Annotated in this window: 17 protein-coding genes; 4 read left to right on the top strand and 13 right to left on the bottom strand. The window is 41.6% G+C overall.

All coding sequences use genetic code 11. The features are described 5' to 3' along the window. Positions 1-74: 74 nt before the first annotated feature. The 6 genes from essA to ASE42_RS04730 form a co-directional block, all read right to left on the bottom strand. Positions 75-557, bottom strand: a complete 483-nt coding sequence (essA, locus tag ASE42_RS04755; protein WP_041107636.1) for a type VII secretion protein EssA — start codon at positions 555-557, stop codon at positions 75-77. Next, the gene (gene esaA, locus ASE42_RS04750; RefSeq protein WP_056765891.1) at positions 547-3,444 is read right to left on the bottom strand and encodes a type VII secretion protein EsaA; all 2,898 of its coding nucleotides are present in this window, start codon (positions 3,442-3,444) and stop codon (positions 547-549) included. The genes essA and esaA overlap by 11 nt, the downstream gene beginning before the upstream one ends. Next, positions 3,441-7,916, bottom strand: a complete 4,476-nt coding sequence (gene essC / locus ASE42_RS04745; protein ID WP_056765888.1) for a type VII secretion protein EssC — start codon at positions 7,914-7,916, stop codon at positions 3,441-3,443. The genes esaA and essC overlap by 4 nt, the downstream gene beginning before the upstream one ends. A gap of 51 nt (positions 7,917-7,967) precedes the next feature. Beyond that, complete coding sequence (essB, locus tag ASE42_RS04740) at positions 7,968-9,281, bottom strand: type VII secretion protein EssB (RefSeq protein ID WP_056765886.1); 1,314 nt, start codon at positions 9,279-9,281, stop codon at positions 7,968-7,970. A 14-nt stretch (positions 9,282-9,295) separates the two neighbouring features. After that, positions 9,296-9,535 carry an EsaB/YukD family protein gene (locus ASE42_RS04735; protein ID WP_003213579.1) on the bottom strand — a complete coding sequence of 80 codons (240 nt, stop codon included), beginning with the start codon at positions 9,533-9,535 and terminating at the stop codon, positions 9,296-9,298. A 95-nt stretch (positions 9,536-9,630) separates the two neighbouring features. Then, the gene (locus ASE42_RS04730; RefSeq protein WP_003213769.1) at positions 9,631-9,924 is read right to left on the bottom strand and encodes a WXG100 family type VII secretion target; all 294 of its coding nucleotides are present in this window, start codon (positions 9,922-9,924) and stop codon (positions 9,631-9,633) included. 406 nt (positions 9,925-10,330) lie between these two features. On the opposite strand from ASE42_RS04730, the gene ASE42_RS04725 reads away from it, so the two are divergent. From ASE42_RS04725 to ASE42_RS04715, 3 genes are all read left to right on the top strand, one after another. Continuing rightward, on the top strand, positions 10,331-11,560 hold the full coding sequence (locus ASE42_RS04725) for a PucR family transcriptional regulator (RefSeq protein ID WP_056765885.1): 1,230 nt from the start codon (positions 10,331-10,333) through the stop codon (positions 11,558-11,560). Between the two features lie 110 nt (positions 11,561-11,670). Beyond that, positions 11,671-12,807, top strand: coding sequence for an alanine dehydrogenase (ald, locus tag ASE42_RS04720; protein ID WP_024423342.1), 1,137 nt, complete (start codon positions 11,671-11,673; stop codon positions 12,805-12,807). Between the two features lie 116 nt (positions 12,808-12,923). Beyond that, the gene (locus ASE42_RS04715) at positions 12,924-13,520 is read left to right on the top strand and encodes a biotin transporter BioY (RefSeq protein WP_034282595.1); all 597 of its coding nucleotides are present in this window, start codon (positions 12,924-12,926) and stop codon (positions 13,518-13,520) included. Positions 13,521-13,558: 38 nt separating this feature from the next. On the opposite strand, the gene ASE42_RS04710 is transcribed toward ASE42_RS04715, so the two are convergent. The 3 genes from ASE42_RS04710 to ASE42_RS04700 form a co-directional block, all read right to left on the bottom strand. Continuing rightward, a complete protein-coding gene (locus ASE42_RS04710) occupies positions 13,559-14,335 on the bottom strand; it encodes a sporulation protein (protein WP_056765883.1) in 777 nt (258 codons plus the stop codon). 160 nt (positions 14,336-14,495) lie between these two features. Then, a complete protein-coding gene (locus tag ASE42_RS04705; RefSeq protein ID WP_024425962.1) occupies positions 14,496-15,824 on the bottom strand; it encodes a Na+/H+ antiporter family protein in 1,329 nt (442 codons plus the stop codon). A 341-nt stretch (positions 15,825-16,165) separates the two neighbouring features. Next, positions 16,166-17,656 carry a leucyl aminopeptidase gene (locus ASE42_RS04700; RefSeq protein ID WP_056765881.1) on the bottom strand — a complete coding sequence of 497 codons (1,491 nt, stop codon included), beginning with the start codon at positions 17,654-17,656 and terminating at the stop codon, positions 16,166-16,168. A 324-nt stretch (positions 17,657-17,980) separates the two neighbouring features. Between ASE42_RS04700 and ASE42_RS04695 the strand changes: the two genes are divergently transcribed. Continuing rightward, positions 17,981-18,457, top strand: coding sequence for a divergent PAP2 family protein (locus ASE42_RS04695; protein WP_024423347.1), 477 nt, complete (start codon positions 17,981-17,983; stop codon positions 18,455-18,457). Between the two features lie 40 nt (positions 18,458-18,497). On the opposite strand, the gene ASE42_RS04690 is transcribed toward ASE42_RS04695, so the two are convergent. The 4 genes from ASE42_RS04690 to ASE42_RS04680 form a co-directional block, all read right to left on the bottom strand. Then, positions 18,498-19,142 carry a 3D domain-containing protein gene (locus ASE42_RS04690; protein ID WP_024423348.1) on the bottom strand — a complete coding sequence of 215 codons (645 nt, stop codon included), beginning with the start codon at positions 19,140-19,142 and terminating at the stop codon, positions 18,498-18,500. A 99-nt stretch (positions 19,143-19,241) separates the two neighbouring features. Continuing rightward, positions 19,242-19,562 carry a YuiB family protein gene (locus ASE42_RS04685; protein WP_024423349.1) on the bottom strand — a complete coding sequence of 107 codons (321 nt, stop codon included), beginning with the start codon at positions 19,560-19,562 and terminating at the stop codon, positions 19,242-19,244. A gap of 81 nt (positions 19,563-19,643) precedes the next feature. Further along, the gene (locus tag ASE42_RS18975) at positions 19,644-19,769 is read right to left on the bottom strand and encodes a YuiA family protein (protein ID WP_157834354.1); all 126 of its coding nucleotides are present in this window, start codon (positions 19,767-19,769) and stop codon (positions 19,644-19,646) included. Positions 19,770-19,904: 135 nt separating this feature from the next. Further along, on the bottom strand, positions 19,905-21,122 hold the full coding sequence (locus tag ASE42_RS04680; protein ID WP_024423350.1) for an NAD(P)/FAD-dependent oxidoreductase: 1,218 nt from the start codon (positions 21,120-21,122) through the stop codon (positions 19,905-19,907). Positions 21,123-21,313: the final 191 nt, after the last annotated feature.

Genomic DNA, 21,313 nt, shown 5'->3' with positions numbered 1-21,313 from the left:
TTACGTAGTGAAACGGTATGACATCAAGCAATCTGCATAAAGAAAAGCCTGCCTCTTTTAAAAGAGACAGACTATTACTTTTCAGCCTTCACATTCACCTTTGGAATCAGGATGATCATCACAACGAGACCAAGGGCTATCAAGAAACCAAAGATCATCGGAAGCAGTGCCGATGTCTGCTTCTCATGTTCATCCTCAGAAGGTGCTGATACAGCCGAATCACTAAAAGAGATATTCATTTCTTTCATCATACGAGCTGGAGTTTTGGGCGGGTTCTCCTTTAGATCACTAAATAGCTGCGGAGAAAGAGATCCCCCCGGGGCTTTAGGCGGTTTAGCAAAATGAATGTCTGTTTTGATTTTTGATGTCGTTTTGCTTTGTTCGTATTTCGTTTGATCCCTCAATATACTCGAGTTAATATTGAGTTCCTTTTCCTGATATTCATTCGGCTTGACATTCGTATCCGTATCTTCACCAGCAGCGAAAGCAGCAGGGATGAGGAGAAAAAGGGAAACGGCAACGAGTGCCGTCCCTTTCACGAATAGATTAAGCTTCATGAGTCACATCACGTTCCTCTGTTTTATCTTTCCATAGCTTTTTCACAAGCGGTACGACCATGAAAAGAACAGTTAAAATCACTAACCCTGTGACGCCCATTCCAAAGGTGTCTCCATTTCCATATTGGATCGACAGGTACAAGTCTGTCACTGGATTGGTAAAGTGGAAATTCGGCATCACCAAATCAATTAACGGTGCGACAAAGAAGAAAATCAGCGCTGTTGCTGCCATCCACCCGGCAATAGAACCGAATAGGAAGGCCGTGCGAATAAAGGCAGAGCACGCCACTAATAACAAAATGGTGAAGATCGACCATTGAATGGCTTGATCATCTGCAAGCTTGTAAATGTTCAGTCCAAACAAGCTGATCATGAGCCCGACTAATAGATTCAAGATGCCAAACAGTGCACCTTTGACCAGCATCGGAGCTGACGCATAATACGAGCTGAAAAAGCCAATTAACAAACTGCTGATCATCACAATGACCAAAATGACGACCGGCGGTACAGTCTGCGTTTTTTCTTCCGGCACATCGCCGCTGATTTTCAGCGGATTGGCTAAATGGTTATACACATAGTTGCTGTTGCCTTGATCACTTAATGTATTTCCTAAAATACCCTTTAAATCTTGCTGAACAAGCTTTGTAGAGTCGACATTCTTGCTCCAGTTTTCATTCAGCGTATCTGCTTTTTCTTGAACTGTTGTGACACTCTCTTCAATGTTATTCGTATAATCCGCCACCCCTTTTTGGCGGTCGGTTAACGAACTCATATTTTCAGAAAGACGAAGCACTTCCTGACCAATTGAATCCTGTGCACTGACAACAATTGAACTGCCTGCAAGATCAGCCGTATACACCGCATCCCCTTGATCAGCCATTTGCTCAGCTACATTGTCCGCACTTTCAGAGATTGTTTGTAATTCCTGTTCCATGCTTGCCTGCTGAGTCGTAATGTACTCCGCATAACCATCTGAAAACTTCTGCATCTCATCAATAAAAGTAGACACATCATCGTTTGATGTCAGCATCTGGTTTTTGAGCTTATCCCAGTTTTCTGTTTCTTCTTTTTTGATGGAGAGGATGGATTGGATATTCTCTTCTTTTGCATCATATAGAGAAGAGTTATTTGTTGGTTCGTATAAATCACTAAGCATCATTTCTAGATGGGAGAGTTGATTGGAATACTCCATTAATTTCTTAGTGTTTCTTGTATTTGTTTCAAACTCTTGATCAAATATCTTAATGTTAAAGACATTTGCAATAGGTGAGTTTTCTTGTTTCAGCTCTTTTACTTTGCTTAAAATAGAGGATTCCTGATTTTTGATTTCATTTGGAATCACATTATATCGATCTTGTAACTGTAGAAACTTCTTTTCAAGTTTATCTATTTTGTCAGAAAGGTCTTTAATCTCTTCATTTATCTGACTCACTTTATCTTTCAATTCCTCATTATGAGCGGCCGCTTTTTCTTGAATTTTCTTTTTCACTTCATCTAGACGAGTAGCGAGTGCTTTTAGATCATCCTTCGATGAATTCGTGCTGCCGGTATCTGGCTGAGCAGGATTTTCATCAGTTTCCCCATCTTTATCACCTTCAATAGCAGGCGGTGTCTCCTGATCTGCTAATTGATCTGCAAGATCGTTCATTTCTGTTGAAATTTGTGAGAGCTCATTTGTTTCTTCATCTAGGTTAATCCCAATCTCTTCTGGGTTTTCATTATCTTGATCTGATGAATCGTCATCATTATCGTCTTCTGGCGGCTTAGGTGCGTTTATTAACTCTTGCCTTTTTGTGACTAACTTATTCTGCAAGACGATAATCTTATTTTTATAATAGTCCAAGTACCGCTTTTCATAGGTTTTAATTAGTTCTTCCTGAGAGCCCTGCACAAGTTTAGCTAATCCCTTTGATTGATCAGGAATAACGTCTTCTCTCGACTTTTGAACAGATTGGATGGCGCTGTCAGTTGTTTTTAGCTGACTTTGTACCCCGTTGATGTCTGTTTTGAGTCCGCTCATTTGATCACTAAAGCTGCGGGCATTTTGGTTTTGAATGTCAGCGAGCTGTTTGAGCCCTTGCTGGATTTGCTTTTGGCTTGCTGATTGCGCTTTGATCAAGAGATCCTTTTGTTTGTCTTGATACTGCTGGTATTGATCGACTGCTTTCACAAAGTCCTTTAACTGGTTCTTTGCTTCTTCTGTTGTACTCAAGCCGTCTTTATATTGTTTCTGTGAATCGGCCATCGCATTTTTTAATTCTTCTATTTGTTTCTTCTGCTGCTGGACGGCATCTGATAGTTTGTTTGAGTTCGGCTTATAGAAGTTGTACATCGTGTTTTGGAATTCGACTTCTTTGCCGACAATATGCTCAAATTCTTCTCTCACATTGCCAATTTCCTGTGATACAAAACTCCAGTATAGCGTCGACATCTGTTCATTCATTTTCTTTTGCGCATTTTCCAGCTCTCTCTGCACTTTCTCTTTATTGACTGCATTGAGCTGATCTTGAATTGAAAATTGAATGGACGCCTTTTCAGGATGGTCTTTATCATAGCTCAGCACATTTTTAGAGAAATCAGACGGAATATAGAGGACAGCGTCATACTTTCTGTTTTTCAGTCCATTTTCCGCCGCACTGCGATTCACTACAGTCCATGTATAATCAGGACGTTCTGACAATGCTGCCACAACATCCTGTCCGAAACGAGCCGTGTTTTCACTTTCGCTCGCTCCCATATCCTCATTGACCACTGCAATATTTCGTGTGGCATTCTTCTTCTGTTTTGCCGGGTCATCTCCAATCAGGTGGAAAAATAAAACCGGCAGCACAAGAATCAATATCATGGTGGATACGATTTTGATGGAGCTTTTTTGCTGCTCTGTCATTGAACACTCTTCCTTTCTACCGCACATAAAGGAACCTGGATTTTCTTCTCTTTTCCGTTTTCAACCAAATACCCGAAGCCTGGCTGAATCTCTGGTTCTTGTCTTGCATACGGAAGCGGTATGATGTTTTGCTCTGATTTTTTCATGAGTAACATAGCATGACGAACTTGTTTGATTTCGTTTGTGAGTGCATCATAGCCCTTACTGAACTCGGTATGATTCCCTGATGCAATCAGGCTGAAGCCTAAGTGTGCATATGACTTCATGAAATCAGCTAATTGATCTTGAAGACGCGGATCGATCGTCTGCTGAAAACGCGTAATGCCATCAATCACAAGCACAATTTGAGGAAATGACAGCTGATCGGTCTCCCCTCGGCGCACAGCTTCGACGTACATTTCTTCCCGCATCTTGAATATGCGGTCCATTTCTTCTGCCCATTCGGTGATATCATCCTTTGTTTCAAGGTAATCAATGTTCTCTTCTTTTGCATAATGGGATAGACCTCGATCAATTGAATCAAAGACAGCCAGCTTTTCAGGCTTTGCCACTAAAAGCTGATCAAGCATCAGTTTTGTCACATTTGTTTTCCCTCGCTGCGTTTGACCGATAATGAGGCAATGTTTATTCTTTTTCAAGTCAAAATAAACAGGTGCCACAGATTCCTCATCTAATCCGACTGGAATGTCATAAGGCGGTTTTTGTCCATCTAAACGACTCTCAAGCTCCCAAACTGTCAGCTTATCAGGAAGCATTGGCACAGGCTTTGGTTTTTCAGCGGCTTCAAAGCGGTCATGAAGAAGCTGTATCTCTTGTTTCAGATGCTCAAACAATTCGAGATCGTTCTCTCCTTCAACTGGCAGGAACATTTGCGCAAAATAAAGCTCTTCTTTGTTAATAATGACTCGTCCTGGGATCGGCTCTAAGCTGAATTTCGGTCTGCCAATAATCGAGTACGCCTCTCCTTGATCCATTAAGTAATGGACAATCTTTGTTTTCAGATTGTTCATCAGCGATTGACGCACTGCATTTACCCGGGTTGCTGTAATCAAGAAGTATATACCTAGTGATTGTCCATCACGGCTCAGCTGAATAAATTCAGATTCGAGATCATGCATTTCGTCTTTCACAATGTCAAAGTTGTCAATCACGATAAAAATGAACGGAAGCTTTTTCTCATTTAAGGCGTTGTACATTTTGATATGACTCATTTCTTGCTGTCTAAATAACCGCTTGCGATATTCAACCTCTTCCCGCAGACGCTTCATTGATTTTTGAATCTTTCTCATCTGATCCATTAAGAAATAATCCGCCGTATGCGGCAGTTTGGCTAACGGAAGCAATGTTCCGTTTCCGAAATCATAAATATATGCGTGCCATTCTTCAGGTGAATACCTCTCCGCAAAGCTCATCAACAGTGTTGTAGCAGCAAGTGATTTGCCGTAGCCGGAGGAACCGAAGATGCCAATGTTCCCATCTTCCATCATTTGATAAGAAAGTGGATGCTGGCTTTGCTGATCTGGTTCATCGACAAGCGCAAAATGGAAGACATGCTCTTCACTCGACGCATAACGTGTTTTTGGAATACGTTCCTCAAGCGGTGGAAGCCATGGACTTGGCAGCTTCTCGATTCCAAGCTCTTGCTGCATACGTTCAATTTCATCCACAACAGCGGAAATCTCCGTCACTGTCTCTTTTTTCACTGCTGGCTCTGTGCTTACTCCTGATAACGGAATAAGACCAGTATCTGTCACAATGGCAATGTCATCTTCTGAGCCGTAGCCATCTTCCATATATGGTGCACCGCTCCAAGCCGATTGGAACAATTCATAAATTTCATTGTTGCCCACTTGTAAATAACCGCGGCCTGTGACGGTAATGGACGCTGCATCACTATTTTTCAAAATTTCCTTACTGTCTGACGCATCTTGTACTTTTAGTGCGACCTTAAAACGGGAGTTACTCCAAATCTGATCATCAATGACCCCGCCTGGCTTTTGAGTAGCCAAAATGAGATGGACCCCAAGGCTTCGGCCAATACGTGCAGCGCTGACAAGCTCCCTAATAAAGTCTGGCTCTTCACTTTTTAATTCAGCAAACTCATCAGAGATTAAGAACAAGTGAGGCATTGCCTGCTCAGCCTTTTTCTCCTTGTAAAGCTTCGTATAATCATTGATGTGATTCACATGATACTGATCAAACAGCCGCTGTCTTTTCTTCAATTCACTTTTAATTGAGGCAAGCGCTCTTTCACTAAAGTTCTTGCTGCCTTCAATATTGGTGATCGTTCCAAGTAAATGAGGAATATTTCGAAACGGCTGCGCCATTCCGCCGCCTTTATAGTCAATCAACAGAAAAGCAACTTCATGCGGGTGAAAATGTACAGCGAGCGATAAAATATACGTCTGTAAAAATTCACTTTTCCCTGATCCCGTTGTTCCCGCCAACAGTCCGTGCGGGCCGTGCGCTTTTTCATGCAGGTTCAGATCGACAATGTCGTTTTTCCCTTTATAACCAATTGGCACTGATAATGATTTGGCCGTTTCTGAAGTCAGCCATTTTTCACGAATGCCAATGTCATCTACCTGTTTGGCATGGAAAAGATCAAGGAATGAGACCGTCTCAGGAATCGAATTGGTCATACCGACTTGATGATCTAATGTTCTCAGTGTTCTGGCAAACAGTTCATTGTCCCCGCGCTGATGTGTATCAAGCTGAAACGGAATTCGTACTGCCTTCTTGTGCTGAATGAGAATATCTCCTTCTTCTTCGTTAATATAACGGACAAGCGTCGAAATATTTTCAGCTAAGCTTTCCTTTGTTTCTGCTGCAAAGATGATGGAGATACCAAGATCTGTCCGGCTGCCTTCTAGGTATTCTAAAATCACATGCTCGGCAATGAGCTCATGATTTGTCACGATGAACACAAAATGAGGCGTAAAGATTTTCTTCTCTTTTTCTTCTTCTAAATCACGCTCACGTAAAATTTCATAAATAGAGGACAACAGCTGATCGCGTGTTTGTTCGTTGTAAATAAACCCTTTGCCATATGTATGAGGCAGCTGGAAGTGTGGAAGCCATTTCATCCATTCCCAATTCTCATACTCCTGCTCATGAAAGATAAAGGCAAATCTCAAATCGTGATAGCTGTGCGAGAAAGCAAGCTGTCCAACTAGCTGATGAAGCTCATTTTTCACAATCGCAGGCTTCCCTATTAATCCTGTTGGACCATCCGCAAGACCGAATGTAATCGGGACATTCTTCACTTCACGATATACTTTTTGCATGTGCTGCGTTTGTTCCATTAAGTCATCAACATCCCGGTTGGCCATATCGCCGCCGCTCATCGATAATTCATAGCTTGATGGGACTGCGCCTGTTCCAAGACGCAGGTGCAAGAAGTCGTCACTCACAAGCGTCTTTTCCCAAATGCGTCCGCTGATTTCTGATGTTAAATACTTCATTTTTTCAAATGACGGATAATGATACGTCAAAATATATTGCTGGCGGTCATACAGCTCCTGCAGCTCTTTCCGCTTATTTTCTAAATAAAGAGAATAGACACGCTGCCGCTTCTCTTCTCGTCTTTTGCGCTGTGATTTTTCCTTAAAGTATTGAACGGACGATGTAATTAACGTCATGATAAACATCGCCATTGACACGATAATAAAGATTCCACGCGGCTGGATAAGGGCAACAATCCCCATCACAAGGAGCATCACAAGCGGCGGAAGGACAACAAGCCAAAGCCCTCTGCTGTTATTTTCACTCTCCTGCGAAGGAAAGCTAAAGGATACCCGGTCATCTGGCAAATCATAAATCAAACGCGGTGTACGTCTGTATGAAGGGTATTTTTGTTTTGTTTCTGTACTTGGCGGTCTTGTTTTTTCCAAACGTGTATGAAAGGGTTCGTAAGCTGTCACCTGTAATAAATCATCATCTTTAAATGTCACCGTTAGAAAGTTCCAGAACAGCTCATCTCCTGCATAAATCTTCTCTGGACCATGGATTTTCTTTCCGTTCACGTAAATCATCTCGTCCTGAGGCATGGCATACCATGTTCCTTCGATTTTCTCTAAAGTGAACTGGCTGGCATCTTGAAACATGGAATGAGCTTGTTCTTTCCACACATCAATCTCATCTTTCTCTTCACGTGAAAAAGACAGCTCCACTCTATTTCCTAGGTAATAAATATGTTGATCGTGATGTGCATCCATTAAAATAAGTGTGAGTGAACCAAGCTGATATGGTTCATGTGGAAGTAATTTGCCTTTCTTCTCATCTCCCTGATAAATAGTAAAACCATCATTCGGTTCATCAGGAGATAAACGAATGACCCCTTCATCAAACGAAAGTGAAGGGATTGTCACCGTATGCTCTATTTCAGGTCCAATCAGAGCTTCTCGATTGAACTGCTCATCTAAACGGACAGTTTGATAATCCTCCTCATAAAAAACCCAAAGAAGACTCAAACGCTCCACCTCCTCATGGGACAGCACCAACTGTCAGTTGTATCGAAAGAATTATTTTTTCTCATCTTTTTTTGTCTGAGAGGTTTTCTTTTTCGCTTCAGATTCTTTCTCTTTTTTCTCTTGATCGGCTTTTGACTGCTCTTTTTGTTCAGCTGTTTCATCTGTTTTGCTTGCGTCTGAGGAGTCACTTGTGCTTGTCTCGGTTGTTTCTTTTTCTTCATATTTCGCCATTTCCTTAATGATCGGATCTAGCTGTTTTTGTTTTTCTTCAGCAGAAAGGCTGTCATCGTTTTGAATTTCATTGCGGTAGGCGACGAGTGCCGTAAATATGTACCTGTCGTCTCCAAGCACCCGTGCAATATCAAGTGCTTCCTTGCTATTGCCTTGTCCAATATGAATCCAGAATAGGAAGTATTGCGGATCTGTCTGCAATGTGTACGTTTCTGTGATTTCTTTTTTATGCTGATCAAGCAACAAACTGCCTTGGTTCGTTTGTACATACGAAATGGCCAGTTCATATTGTAGAGAGACTGGCATTTTATTGGCTGGATATTTCTCTAACGTATCCACCACTTGACTGTACTGTTTGTTGAGATAATATTTGTTTGCCTCGACGTACGCTTCTTGTTTTGGCATGGCAAAAAAGAAGGTGTAAATGGTGTACACCAATGCAGGGATTAACAGGACAAGCAGACCTAATCCGATGTATCGCTCGATCTTCCATTTCTTTTTAGGAATGGTTAAGAGCGTTTTTTCTTTCGCATCGATTGCTTTGATCTTTTGCTCAATCAAAGCTGACAATTCTTCCAGCGACTTCGTTTCACTAATTTCTTTTGCCAGCTCCGATAATTTCAACGTTTCATTGTAAGCCACATATTCTTGAAATTGATATTCATGGTCAACCACTCGAAGAACGACAGCCTTGACCTCTTTTAACAGGCGATGCTCATCGGTTTCATATGGCGGGATGCTTTCTTTGACTCCATAATGCAAAAATGCAGGAGCTAAGCCTTGATGAAAAACAATGTTTTCAGGAGAAACAATAGGATGCAGCCGCTTCACGTCGTGTTTAAGAACTGCATCGACAAGCTGGTATGAAAAAATCCATTTGCTTTTTTCATCCTTTGCATGGATGAAACGAAATTCCTGATAGGCAGGAGGCGGTTGTATAGAAATGATGACCTCATCTTCAGTTAATTGAATCTCTTTCTGAAATGAAGGATTGATGTCTTTGATCGGTGCCGCTTCTAAACCGTCTAAGAGTTTAATCGTCTCTTTTTGAAAAATAAAGGTATAGGTGCCTCCCTCTTTTTTCATGACCGCTTCTAATTGTTCTTCTAAATAGGAACTCTTTTTATCTGCCATTTACAAAAGTCCTTTCATAGTATTTCCAGCCTGTCTCCTGTGGTAATTCCACAGTCTGACAGCTTATATTCGCCTGAAAACACAGCTTTCTTATTGACTACCCGCACCCATCCGCCTTCTCGCTTTGGAAGTGAGATTTGTTTTGCCTGCCAGGCGATATGGATGACTTGTTTAATATGTAAATAATTTGATAGTCTCAAATCAAACACACTGCCATCATAATTTTTTAAGTCGATGGTAATATCGATATACACAAATTTCCACCTCACAAAATAGAAAGAGCGCCGGCATCCATTGACAGACTCGGCGCTGTTTCTGCTTTTCACACTTAGAAAGGAAATCCCTTTGATTAGCCGCGGATTTGGCTTGCGATGTCTTGGTCAGTGCTTTCAAGTGTATTTGCCGTTTGATCAAGCTGATTGCTGACATCTGTTAATAGATCAGACATTTTGATAAATGAAGGCTTAAGCTGTTCGTATTGATCAGCAAATGCTTCACTAGAAGCACCTTCCCACATTCCTTTTAAATCAGAGATCATTCTATTTAGACGATCAACTTGGTTTAACACTTCTTGACTTTCAACACCATATTGCTTAGCGGTCGCTCTTAGTTCTTCTGGGGTTACGCGAATAATTCCTGACATATTCCTCATTACCTCCCGTGCATAGCCGCCATATAATGGGCTAATCCACTTATTTTTTGACGTTATTATTATAAAAACAGAAATGATACACAGTCAAACAAATCTGTTTTTATTTTACAAAATGAGTCTATAGAATTACTGTTTTTTCGCTTTTTATCTAGTATTTAACAGTTTTTTGGTCATATATTCATAATAAGTATCCACCTGCTTCGGTGGATCTTTCCGCCTATTGATTTTTTACTATGTTATTATTGTACTATTTCTTTTTCAGCGTGCTTCAACATCCATTTGCTTGCTTCTCACACTTTTTGTTTTTTTAAGTTTATGGCAGTTTTTTGTTGATTTACGTACCTCATTCTCTTCATAATGTAAGTACGTGAAATATTCGAAAAAGCAGGGGTTTTTTATGACAAAAAAGACAGATCCGTTTAAGTATAGCCTTGATCGTTTAGAGGATGTGGCAGACCAAATTAGTGATGTGCTCAATTGCCCTATTACTATAGAAGATACTCATCATCGATTATTGGCATATAGCACACACAATGATTTTACTGATCCCGCCAGAACTTCAACCATTATCTCCCGCCGGGTACCGGAAAAAGTCATTAATCGGCTTTGGAAGGACGGCATCATTCCTACACTCCTTAAAACAGACGAACCGCTTCGTGTCCCTCAAATTGCAGAGGTGGGTTTATCTAGCAGGGTCGCCATTTCGATCTGGAAGGACAAAGAAGTGCTCGGATTTATTTGGGCGATTGAATCCGCACAGCCTTTTTCAGAAGAAGAAATGGACCTTCTCAAAATGGCAGCGCATGCCGTGAAAAACAAATTACTCAATTTACAAATTCGAAAAACGAAAACAGAAGAACGTAATCAGGAGCTTTTCTGGAAGATGCTCACAGGTCATATTCATGAAAAGGATGAGATGCATGACCTATTTTTAAGGCTTGGCATCAGATGTCCAGACACATATGCCATCATCATCTTCCGTCTTCGTGACGAACTCACAGAGGAGACAGAAAAAAAGCTGTCCTATCTGCTTGAAACAACACAGCAAGTACAGGTACTGTTAACGACTGTTGATTTTCACGAATTCATTATTCTTGTCTCACCAAAAACAGAACATCCGCTTCAAGATATTAAGCAATTCACAAGCGGCATGCTGCAGCAGCTTGCGGACCGGTATCATATTCAGCATGTTCAGGCAGCAATTGGAGGAATTTACGATAACATCTCTCAAATTCAGCCTTCCTATAAAGAAGCACTGGCTGTATTAAAGACGAAAGAACGCTTTCCAGTTGAAACAGAACGTTTAAACAGCTTTTCTGAACTAGGCATTTATCAATATCTTGATGTGCTTGCTGAGAAGCGAAAGGGCTCTTCTTACTCCAGTTACTCTTTATCAAAGCTGGAGGATTACGACCTGAGGCATCATTCCAACCTTGTCGAAACCCTTGAGCGGTTTATTGACTGTGACAGCAATGCCAATATTGCCGCAAAGCAATTAAACATCCACATCAATACCTTAAATTATCGATTAAAACGGATTACAGACATCGCAGAAATTGATTTAAAAAACATGAATGAGAAAATGACCATCTACCTTGATATGAAGCTAAAAAACGTCCATTTGTGAAATTTCACAAAGAGGCGTTTTTTTATTTTTTATTTCAACCGAAGAATTTTCTAAACTTTCCGGATACACTAGACATACAATATCAATAGATAAGCATAGGAGGAATAAACATGATCATCGGCATTCCGAAAGAAATTAAGAACAATGAAAACCGAGTGGCTTTAACACCAGGAGCAGCTTCTCAATTGCTTTCAGCTGGACATCAGATTTTAATTGAAACAAACGCTGGTTTTGGAAGCGGATTCACTGATGACGATTATGTATCTGTTGGTGCAGAGATTCTTGATCAGGCGAAAGATGTATGGGCATCTTCTGATATGATCATGAAAGTAAAAGAACCATTACCTGAGGAATATCCTTATTTCAGAGAAGGACTCATCTTATTTACGTACCTGCATCTAGCCGCAGAGCCCTCCTTGGCTGAAGCATTAAAACAAAAAGGCGTTACAGCCATTGCTTACGAAACAGTAACGGACGGAAAATCACTCCCTCTTCTCACACCAATGTCTGAAGTAGCAGGCAGAATGGCCGCTCAAATTGGGGCTCAATTTTTAGAAAAGCCAAAAGGCGGAAAGGGTATTTTACTTGCAGGTGTACCAGGGGTATCAAGAGGAAAGGTCACCATTATTGGGGGCGGTGTGGTTGGAACAAACGCAGCGAAAATGGCGATCGGACTTGGCGCAGATGTCACCCTGATTGATGTAAACGCAGAACGCCTGCGTCAGCTGGACGACCAATTTGGCCATCAAATGAAAACGTTAATGTCCAACCCTGTCAACATTGCAGATTCAGTCAGTGAGGCAGACCTTCTCATTTGTGCGGTGCTGATTCCTGGTGCCAAAGCACCGACGCTTGTGACAGAAGAAATGGTGAAACAAATGAAGCCTGGTTCTGTCATTGTGGATGTAGCGATTGATCAAGGCGGCATTGTCGAAACCATTGATCACATCACAACCCATGATCAGCCTACTTATGAAAAACACGGCATTTTACATTATGCTGTCGCTAATATGCCAGGCGCGGTTCCGCGGACATCAACTGTTGCTCTAACGAATGTCACTGTTCCATATGCGCTGCAAATTGCGAATAAAGGCGCTGCAAAAGCTATTAGAGAAAACAATGCCATCGCAGAAGGTGTCAATGTGATGAACGGACATATCACGTACGAAGCAGTCGCTCGTGATCTCGGCTATGATTACGTACCTGTCAGCAAAGCCATCGATGCCTCTTTTATGACCGAAGCTTAATCAGCTACCCGCCCTATTGATGGGCGGGTTTTATTGTTAACCTAAAATAAAAACAAGTTGACAAAAATCCTTCTTCCCCTTAATCTATTTGTACAGATAAGACAGGGGGAAACATCATGCAAAAGAAGACAAGAACTGCTGACTTTGTGCTAGTGGGAATGTTTGCTGCACTCATGGCTATCGGAGCCAATATCACATCCATTGTGCCATTTTTACAGGTCGGCGGAATTCCACTTACGATGCAGCCGTTTTTTTGTGTGCTTGCTGGTCTCTTACTCGGCAGACGGCTTGGCGCATTAGCTATGATTGTCTATGCCTTGGTTGGAATTGCTGGTGCACCTGTATTCGCCCAGTTCTCTGCGGGCTTTGGGGTCATTTTAGGCAAAAGTGGCGGCTTTGTATTATCATACATCCCTGCTGCCTGGCTTGCCGGATTCATTCTAGAAAAAAGAAAAAACCCTGGTTTTGGCCGCTTTTTGCTTGCAGCCATTGCTGGTACGACCGTGATGTATGTGATCGGAACGACCTATACATACCTCGCATTAAATGTATGGCTCAATGCACCGATTTCCTATCAAACCACATGGTTCTTTATGATCTGGTTTATGGTAAAAGACTACGCATTGACGATATTACTTGCGATGCTGGCACCTAAAATTTATCGCTCTGTATCCAAAGCCACATCCTTTCGAAAACAAGAAGCTGTATCATAGAAAAAAGAGCCTGTCTTCATTCAGGCTCTTTTTCATCATTACTCAGCGTATTGGTCTATGATTTCTTCTAGCATTCCTTCAAGCACTTCTACATTTTCAAGATCTGATGGACTGAAGCGGTAGCGCGCAAGCTGTTCTCCTTCATTATACATCTCTTCGAGCCATCCTCTTAGGCCTCTTGCTCTCCGGTCGACTTCAAAAACAATGTCTAATCCGCCTTCATCTATCAGAAAAATCAGCTCTAACTCATCAAGCATATAGCGATAGTAGTCTGATGTCGGAATGAACTCGAATTCTTGGACGAATGGCAGGCGCCGCTGAAAGTAAGGTGCTTGCTCACAGTCTGCTTCATTTAGGTGGAAGCCAAGATTGCTAGTGGCCTCCAGCACATTTTTCACCCAAGGGTGAGCTTCAACGAAAATGCGGTCATAGTCAGATTTATCGATTCCGCCTTGGATATCAAGGTCTGTCTCCACTGCAATTTCAACTTTTCCGATCGTCATCGGGGTATCGATAGGAAGAATAAAAGAAAACGGAAATTCATGCTTTTCTCCAGGCTGGATGGTAAAAGAATCTGCCACCCGTACAGAATGGATGTTTGCATATTTTCTACGCTCTTCATCATCTTTTACAATCACATACTGTGTTTCAATTTTAACATTGATATGGCGGATTTCCTGAGCAATTTTTCCGCCCTTTACATGGACAGTTCCCGTTACTTCTTGTCCTGGATAATAAGCGTTTTTCTCTAAAATGGTATCTACTTTTGTCGCACCAATTCCTGCACTTGCCGCTAGCTTTTTAAAAAATGACATGTCCCATCTTCCCCTTTTCATTTTTATCAGCATATATACGTAAGATAGAGAAAGAAAGATTCATTCAATTCATACTTTTGTCCTAATTATTTTTTCATCTGCGAACAACAAAAAAAGCTTATAGAAAAAACATCATTGTTTTCTCTACAAGCTTTTCATTTTACAGAATAATCGCCGCCAGCCAGCCGAACAGAACAAGCGGAATATTATAATAGATAAAAGTCGGGACACAAGTTCCCCAAATGTGGTGATGCTGTCCATCCATATTCAATCCAGATGTTGGTCCAAGCGTACTGTCACTTGCAGGTGAACCTGCATCTCCAACAGCCGCAGCAGAGCCAATAATGGCAATGGTAGCCATTGGACTAAAACCTAAGTGTAAGCAAAGTGGAACAAAGATGGTTGTAATAATCGGAATCGTTGCAAATGATGATCCGATTCCCATTGTCACAAGCAGACCAACGAGCAGCATTAAAATCGCCGCAAGACTCTGGCTGTTTCCGATAAATTGGGAAGATGCTTTGACAAGAGATTCAATGTCTCCTGTTTTTGTTAAAACGTTGGCAAACCCAGCCGCAACAAGCATGACAAAACCGATAAATGCCATCATATTCATTCCAGATGTAATGAGTTCATCTGCTTCATCCCGTTTCATCATTCCAGTCACAAACAAGACAAGCAGTCCTGCGAGTGCACCGAAGATCATTCCTTCCACACCAAGGCTTTGTGATAGATAAAGCTGGACAATCAACGAAACGAGAATAGCAAGACCGGCAAAGAATAAGCTTTTTTTCGTATAAGCCGATTTCTCTACATCTGTAATTTCACGATTCTCATATACCTTCGGCTTTCGATATACAAAAATGGAAACGATCAAGCCAAGAACCATCCCTGCTACAGGAATCAGCATGGCATATGGAATATCTGCAAGGTTTACAGTCAGACCCGCTTCCTTCATATTGTCACGAAGCATTCCGTGGAAAATCTGTCCAAAACCGACTGGAAGTAATATATATGGTGCAGTGAGTCCGAAGGTAATGACACACGCTAGCAGTCTGCGGTCAATCTGAAGCTCGTTAAACACCTTTAATAACGGCGGAATGAGGACTGGGATAAAGGCAATGTGAACAGGAACGACGTTCTGTGAAAAACAGGACACGATCAAAATGACAAGAACGATGAGCACTTTTGATAGTGTTTTCCGTCTTGAATCGCCTTCTTTTCCTAGAAGCTTCACTGCTCCTTCAACCATAGCATCTGGAAGACCTGTTTTCGTCAGTGCCGCAGCAAATGCTCCTAATAACGCATAACTAATCGCCACTGTTGCATTTCCTCCGAGTCCGTCCGTAAACGCGTCCACTGTTCCTCCCAAGCCTAATCCACCTGCAAGTCCGCCAGCTAAAGCGCCTATTGCCAGCGCAATCACGACATTGACCCGCAGCAAGCTTAATATCAACATTAAAACAACCGCTAAAACAACTGCATTCATGGTGAAACCCCCGAAATCCTTTAGTTTACTAATGTAGTAGATAATTAAAGTACCAACGTATGTTACCATAGAAAAAAAACTTCGTCAAATGGCGTATGTCCTACATAAAAAAGCTCTGCCACTTGGCAGAGCCCAGCGTGTAGACAAACCCTCGCATTCTTTGTCAGTCCTGCGTGCTGGTGCTCACGAATGTCAAATTCGCTCCGCTCCAGTACTCGTCCTTCCTAGACTTCAAAGGTTTTCTATCACGCTGAAAAGAAAAAGACAAAGAGCTAAAATAAAGTTCATTTTAGCTCTTTGTCAACAATCTGAAGCCCTGCCACTTGGCAGAGCCTTCTCCTTTATTTTGTTCCTTCAAATCGTTCCACAAATGTTGCGAGTGATCTCACCATCACACCTGTTGCCCCTGTTGGTCCAAAGCATGAAGGTTTTTCTGTTGTTGCAGTTCCTGCAATATCTAAGTGAACCCAAGGCGTCTCCTCTGCGAATTCGCCAATGAAAGCACCTGCCATGATCGCATGACCATCACGGCCTGGTGAGTTATTGAGATCCGCCATTTTGCTGTTTCGTACTCGTTTCTTATCTTTTTCCGTGATTGGCAGCTGCCAGATCATTTCACCGCATTCTTCTGATGCTTCTTTAAACTGAGCGTACAGCTCATCGTTATTGGTCATCGCGCCTGTTGTCTCATTTCCAAGCGCCACAATGACACCGCCTGTTAATGTGGCCACATCTACAAGGACAGAGGCACCATGCTGCTTCGCATATGTCACCCCATCTGCTAAAACAAGACGGCCTTCTGCATCCGTATTGAGCACTTCGATTGTTTTACCGCTTAGTGACACAATCACGTCGTCCGGCTTCATAGCGTCTGCCGAGATCATATTATCGGTTGAGGCGATGACCGCAATGACATTTTGCTCTGGGCGAAGTTCGCCGATGATTTCCATTGCGCCTAGAACAGAGGCTGAGCCGCCCATATCTGTTTTCATGCCAACCATACTCGCTCTTGGCTTTAAAGAATAGCCGCCAGTATCATACGTGATGCCTTTACCGACAAGGCCGATGACGTCTGTCCATTCTTCCTTGCCTTGATATTTCAATACGATGAGTTTTGGCGGTTCTGTTGAGCCTCTATTGACGGCTAAAATACCGCCCATTCCGAGCTCTTCCATTTGTTCTTTATCTAAAATTTCAATCTCAAATTCATATTTATATGCAAGCTCTGCCGCATACGAAGCCAGATCAGAAGATGTGAGCATGTTTGGCGGCATATTCACAAGGGTACGAGCCGAATTAACTGACTGTCCGTACACTTCGCCGACTTTCAAACTCGCCTGAATTTCAGCTTGATCATGCTCTGTCGTTGCATAAACAAACTCGATAAAACGATCCGGTTCATTTGTTTTATGTTTAAAATCCTGTAATTCATATGTAGCTAAAAGGCAGCTTTCAGAAAGGGCATGGGCTGCATCTTGAGCTGGCAGATCCTTTCCAATAAACGTATCCAGCAAGACAGAAACCGCTTGCTTTTTATCTTGATGAAGCTTTTTGAATAAATGGGCAAACACTTCTTTTGCCTCTTCAAACGTGTAATCTGATTCCTTCCCAAGCCCGACAAAATAAATGCGTTTGATGCCTGTTTCAGGGGATGGGAAAAATTTCGAAAGCTGATTTCGTTTGGATGAAATGTCGCCTTCTTTTAATAATTCAGTGATTCTTCCTTCAAGTAATTCATCCATTTCTTTTGTTTTTCCTGATAATTGGCTCTTTTGAAAAAGTCCGATCGCCAGTGTATCTTTATGCTGCAATTCATTTGTCGAGAAAAACATATTTATCACACGCTCCTTAATGAACTCCATTTTTCACATTGGAACTTCTATTATATCAAAATTTGCGTGCCTATACGATCATTGCCAGTCTGTCTTTACTTGATGAACATTTATATTTTCACACGCGGAGGGGCATCATGAAAAAGCGGCGAAAACCTGTGCAGCCTGTCCTTGTTCTCCTCGTTCCACATCTACTTTCTTTAATGTTATAATAAACATGGACTTGGCAGCATTTTTTACTGCTATCATTTTTTCATCATACTAGGATTTTTAGTCCATCATTTCGCACGATATTTTTTCTTAAAGAGAGGATGTTTCTTGTTCATGAGCGTACTGACGAATTTTCCGCTGCTTGCCAGCCTTGCAGCCATCTTTTTTGCTCAATTTGTAAAAGTACCGATTCAATTTATCATTTCTAGACGACTAGATTGGTCGCTCATTACAAGCACAGGCGGAATGCCAAGTTCACACTCCGCAGCAGTAACAGCACTCTCAACAGCAGTGGCTTTAGAGCACGGGCTAGATACATCTATCTTTGCCATTTCCGCCATCTTTGCCATTATTACAATGTTTGATGCGACAGGTGTTCGCAGACAGGCAGGAGAACAGGCGACTGTTCTCAACAAGCTCGTAACAGATTTTAACCGATTTGTTTCCGAAGCAAAGAATTTCCCGAATGCGGAAGAAAAAGAAAAGCAAAAGAAATTAAAAGAGCTTCTTGGTCATAAGCCGATTGAAGTCTTCTTCGGCGGTTTAACAGGGATCTTGCTGACACTCATCTTAGATTATTACTTCATGTAGAAGCGAAAAAGCTTTGGACCTTAAACGGCCCAAAGCTTTTTTATTCTTTATTGGCTTGAAACTGCTGACGGAATACTTGCATCGATTCTGCTTCATTAAGCTGATTTAAGTCTTTTTCCGTTAACGTCCCTTCACCCTTTTTGATGATATACACATCGAGCACTTTTTTACCCCATTCTCTATACACATCATCAACGGTTTCATAGTATAAATCAAGCTTATGACCTTTAATGGCTTTCCCGGTATCTGCAACCACACCGTAGCCATAGTTTGGGATAAACAGCACCGTTCCAATCGGAAAAACAGATGGGTCGGCTGCCACTGTTGAGTATAAATCACGTTTCACTTTGACGCCTGAATATGTAATGCCATATGCATGATGTTCCTTCGTTTTGCCTGTTGATTCCACACCTGCTGTATAGCCGGTTGCAACAACTTTCTGTTTCGGGTAATCGTTCCAATTAAAGGCTTCTTCGAGAGAAACAGCCCGCGAATCTTCACTTTTGAGTGCGATCGTTTCCCTTTTTTGCTGCTGAAAAAAAGAAGATACTTGCTTGCCCGCATCGGTTTTTTTCACCCATACAGCTAAATCACTTGGTTCGACTCCAGATATGCCCGTAAAGCTTGTCAAAAGTGCAAGCATGAATAGGGCGGTCATGAACAATCGTTTCATCCATGTTTTCATCTCTATTTGTCACTCCTCTACCCATCTATTTGTTTCCAAACAAAATGGAAACTATGCAAAGGAGAAACAAAAAAACCCACTTGCGTGTCCACAAGTGAGTTAAAACATTTGATACCCTCTTTTTCGAAGTGCATTAATGACAAAACCTGATGTGATTGCACCGATCAGGCCGCTTAATAAGATGATGATATCTGCCGCAGCGAGTGAGACGATCCGGTCTCCTATTCCTGAAAAAGCAGTGCCAGGCTCTCTTACATAAGCGATCATCTTTTGATTGTTAATAATGAAAAGGCATACAATTGGATATAAAATAGCCATAATCCATGACATTCTCAGTAGCATATTGAGCAAAAAGCCAATGCCGAAGAATAACACGAAAAATAAAATAACTGAAATGATAACGACTGGTAAACTGATCACTTCATCTCCACCCCCAAATATCCCATCATTAGTTTAACTTGGAAATAGAGATGAAGTCAATCAATGGAAAAAGCAGATCGATTAACGCTTCTTTCCTGTCCCTTTACATTCCTCACACGTTTCAGATCCGCCGAGCAATAGCTGAAAATACCCTTTTCCTGAACAATATTGACAGATTGATGTTTTTTCCTTTGTTTGTGCATTCATATTGCTCACTCCTTAATCTAAATTTTCTGATAATTCATCATAACATATTTTGCCGTCAATGACCAAGTGAGAAAATATACCACAACTTATAAAAAAACGTGTATCACGAGGATACACGTTTTTGTCTATGATGGTTTAGAAGAACTTGAATTTTCCTTTTTTCAAAACAAGTCCTGGTCCGCCAACCATGAATAAAGAACGGTTGTCGATGATTTTCTTCATTGCAGAAGCTTTTGTTCCTTGAAGTTTTTTACCAAACGCAACACCTACAGCGTCGTGTTCACCAAGAGAAGCAACTGTTCCTTTGATGTCTGGCTTAAAGCTTTCAAGAGAACCGCCTTTTACTAGCGCTGCAAGGTTTTTCGCTACTGTTTCACCTTGCTGCATAGCGATTTGTGCAGTTGGTGGGTATGGACGGTTGATTTCTTCATTGATAATCAATGAACAGTCACCAATGATGAAGACATCATCATTTTCTGGTACACGAAGGTCTGGAGAAACTTTTACGCGGCCGCGCATGTTTTCAAAACCAGCTTCTTCAACGATTGGGTTACCGCGTACACCTGCTGCCCAAACAACAGTTGCAGCTTTGATTTCTTCTGTATCATCGTCTTTTCCAACAATGATCCCCTCAGGTGTACATTCTTTGATCGCTGTACCAATTTTGAACTCAACACCTTTACCTTGAAGGTAGTTCATCGCATAGTCGATCAATTCTGGATCGAATCCAGGAAGAGCTGTTGGCGCAGCTTCTACACAGATGATACGCACGTCTTTTTGATCAATGTCATACTCTTTGCAAAGCTCAGGCACACGGTTTCCAAGCTCACCAAGGAACTCAATACCTGTGAATCCTGCGCCGCCGACAACGATTGTCAAACGCTCTGGACGTTTTTCAGCATCCGTATTATACGTCGCAAATTGAAGCTCAATGTGCTCACGAAGCTGACGAGCAGAGTTGATGTTAGAGATTGAGAATGCGTATTCTTTCAGTCCTGCAATACCAAATGTTTCAGGAACAGCACCAAGTGCAACAACAAGGTAGTCATAAGAAAGTTCGCCATCTGATGTCACAACTTTCTTCGCTTCCTTATCAATGCTTTCAACTGTTGCTTGTACAAAGTTGACACGGGAACTGTTAATCACATCTTTGATTTGATAACGACAGCGGTCATGATGAAGAGTACCTGCACTTGCTTCATGAAGCCATGTTGTTTCGTAATGATAATTATGCTTGTTCACAAGAGTAATGTCCGCATCATTTGTGCCAAGCTGTTTTGTTAATCTTGTTACAGTCATTAATCCGCCATAACCTGCACCTAATACAACGATTTTCGGTTTATTCACTGGAATCACATCCACCTTTTTTAAATTTGCTGTAAAACGGATAAAGAATTACATATCGTTATTCTCAACCGCTTTGCGGCATTTTATGAAATTTAAACAAAAAAATAAGTATGTGAAAATCTGAACTTTCACCTACATAAAACGAAAGCATTTGACCGTATCCGACAAAAATTCATAAAAAATTAATATTTAGTTCC

This window comes from Bacillus sp. Root920 (genome assembly GCF_001429445.1).
Lineage (GTDB): Bacteria > Bacillota > Bacilli > Bacillales > Bacillaceae > Bacillus > Bacillus safensis.
Note: the sequence above shows the minus strand (reverse complement) of the source record. Positions and strands in the feature narration are given on the sequence as shown.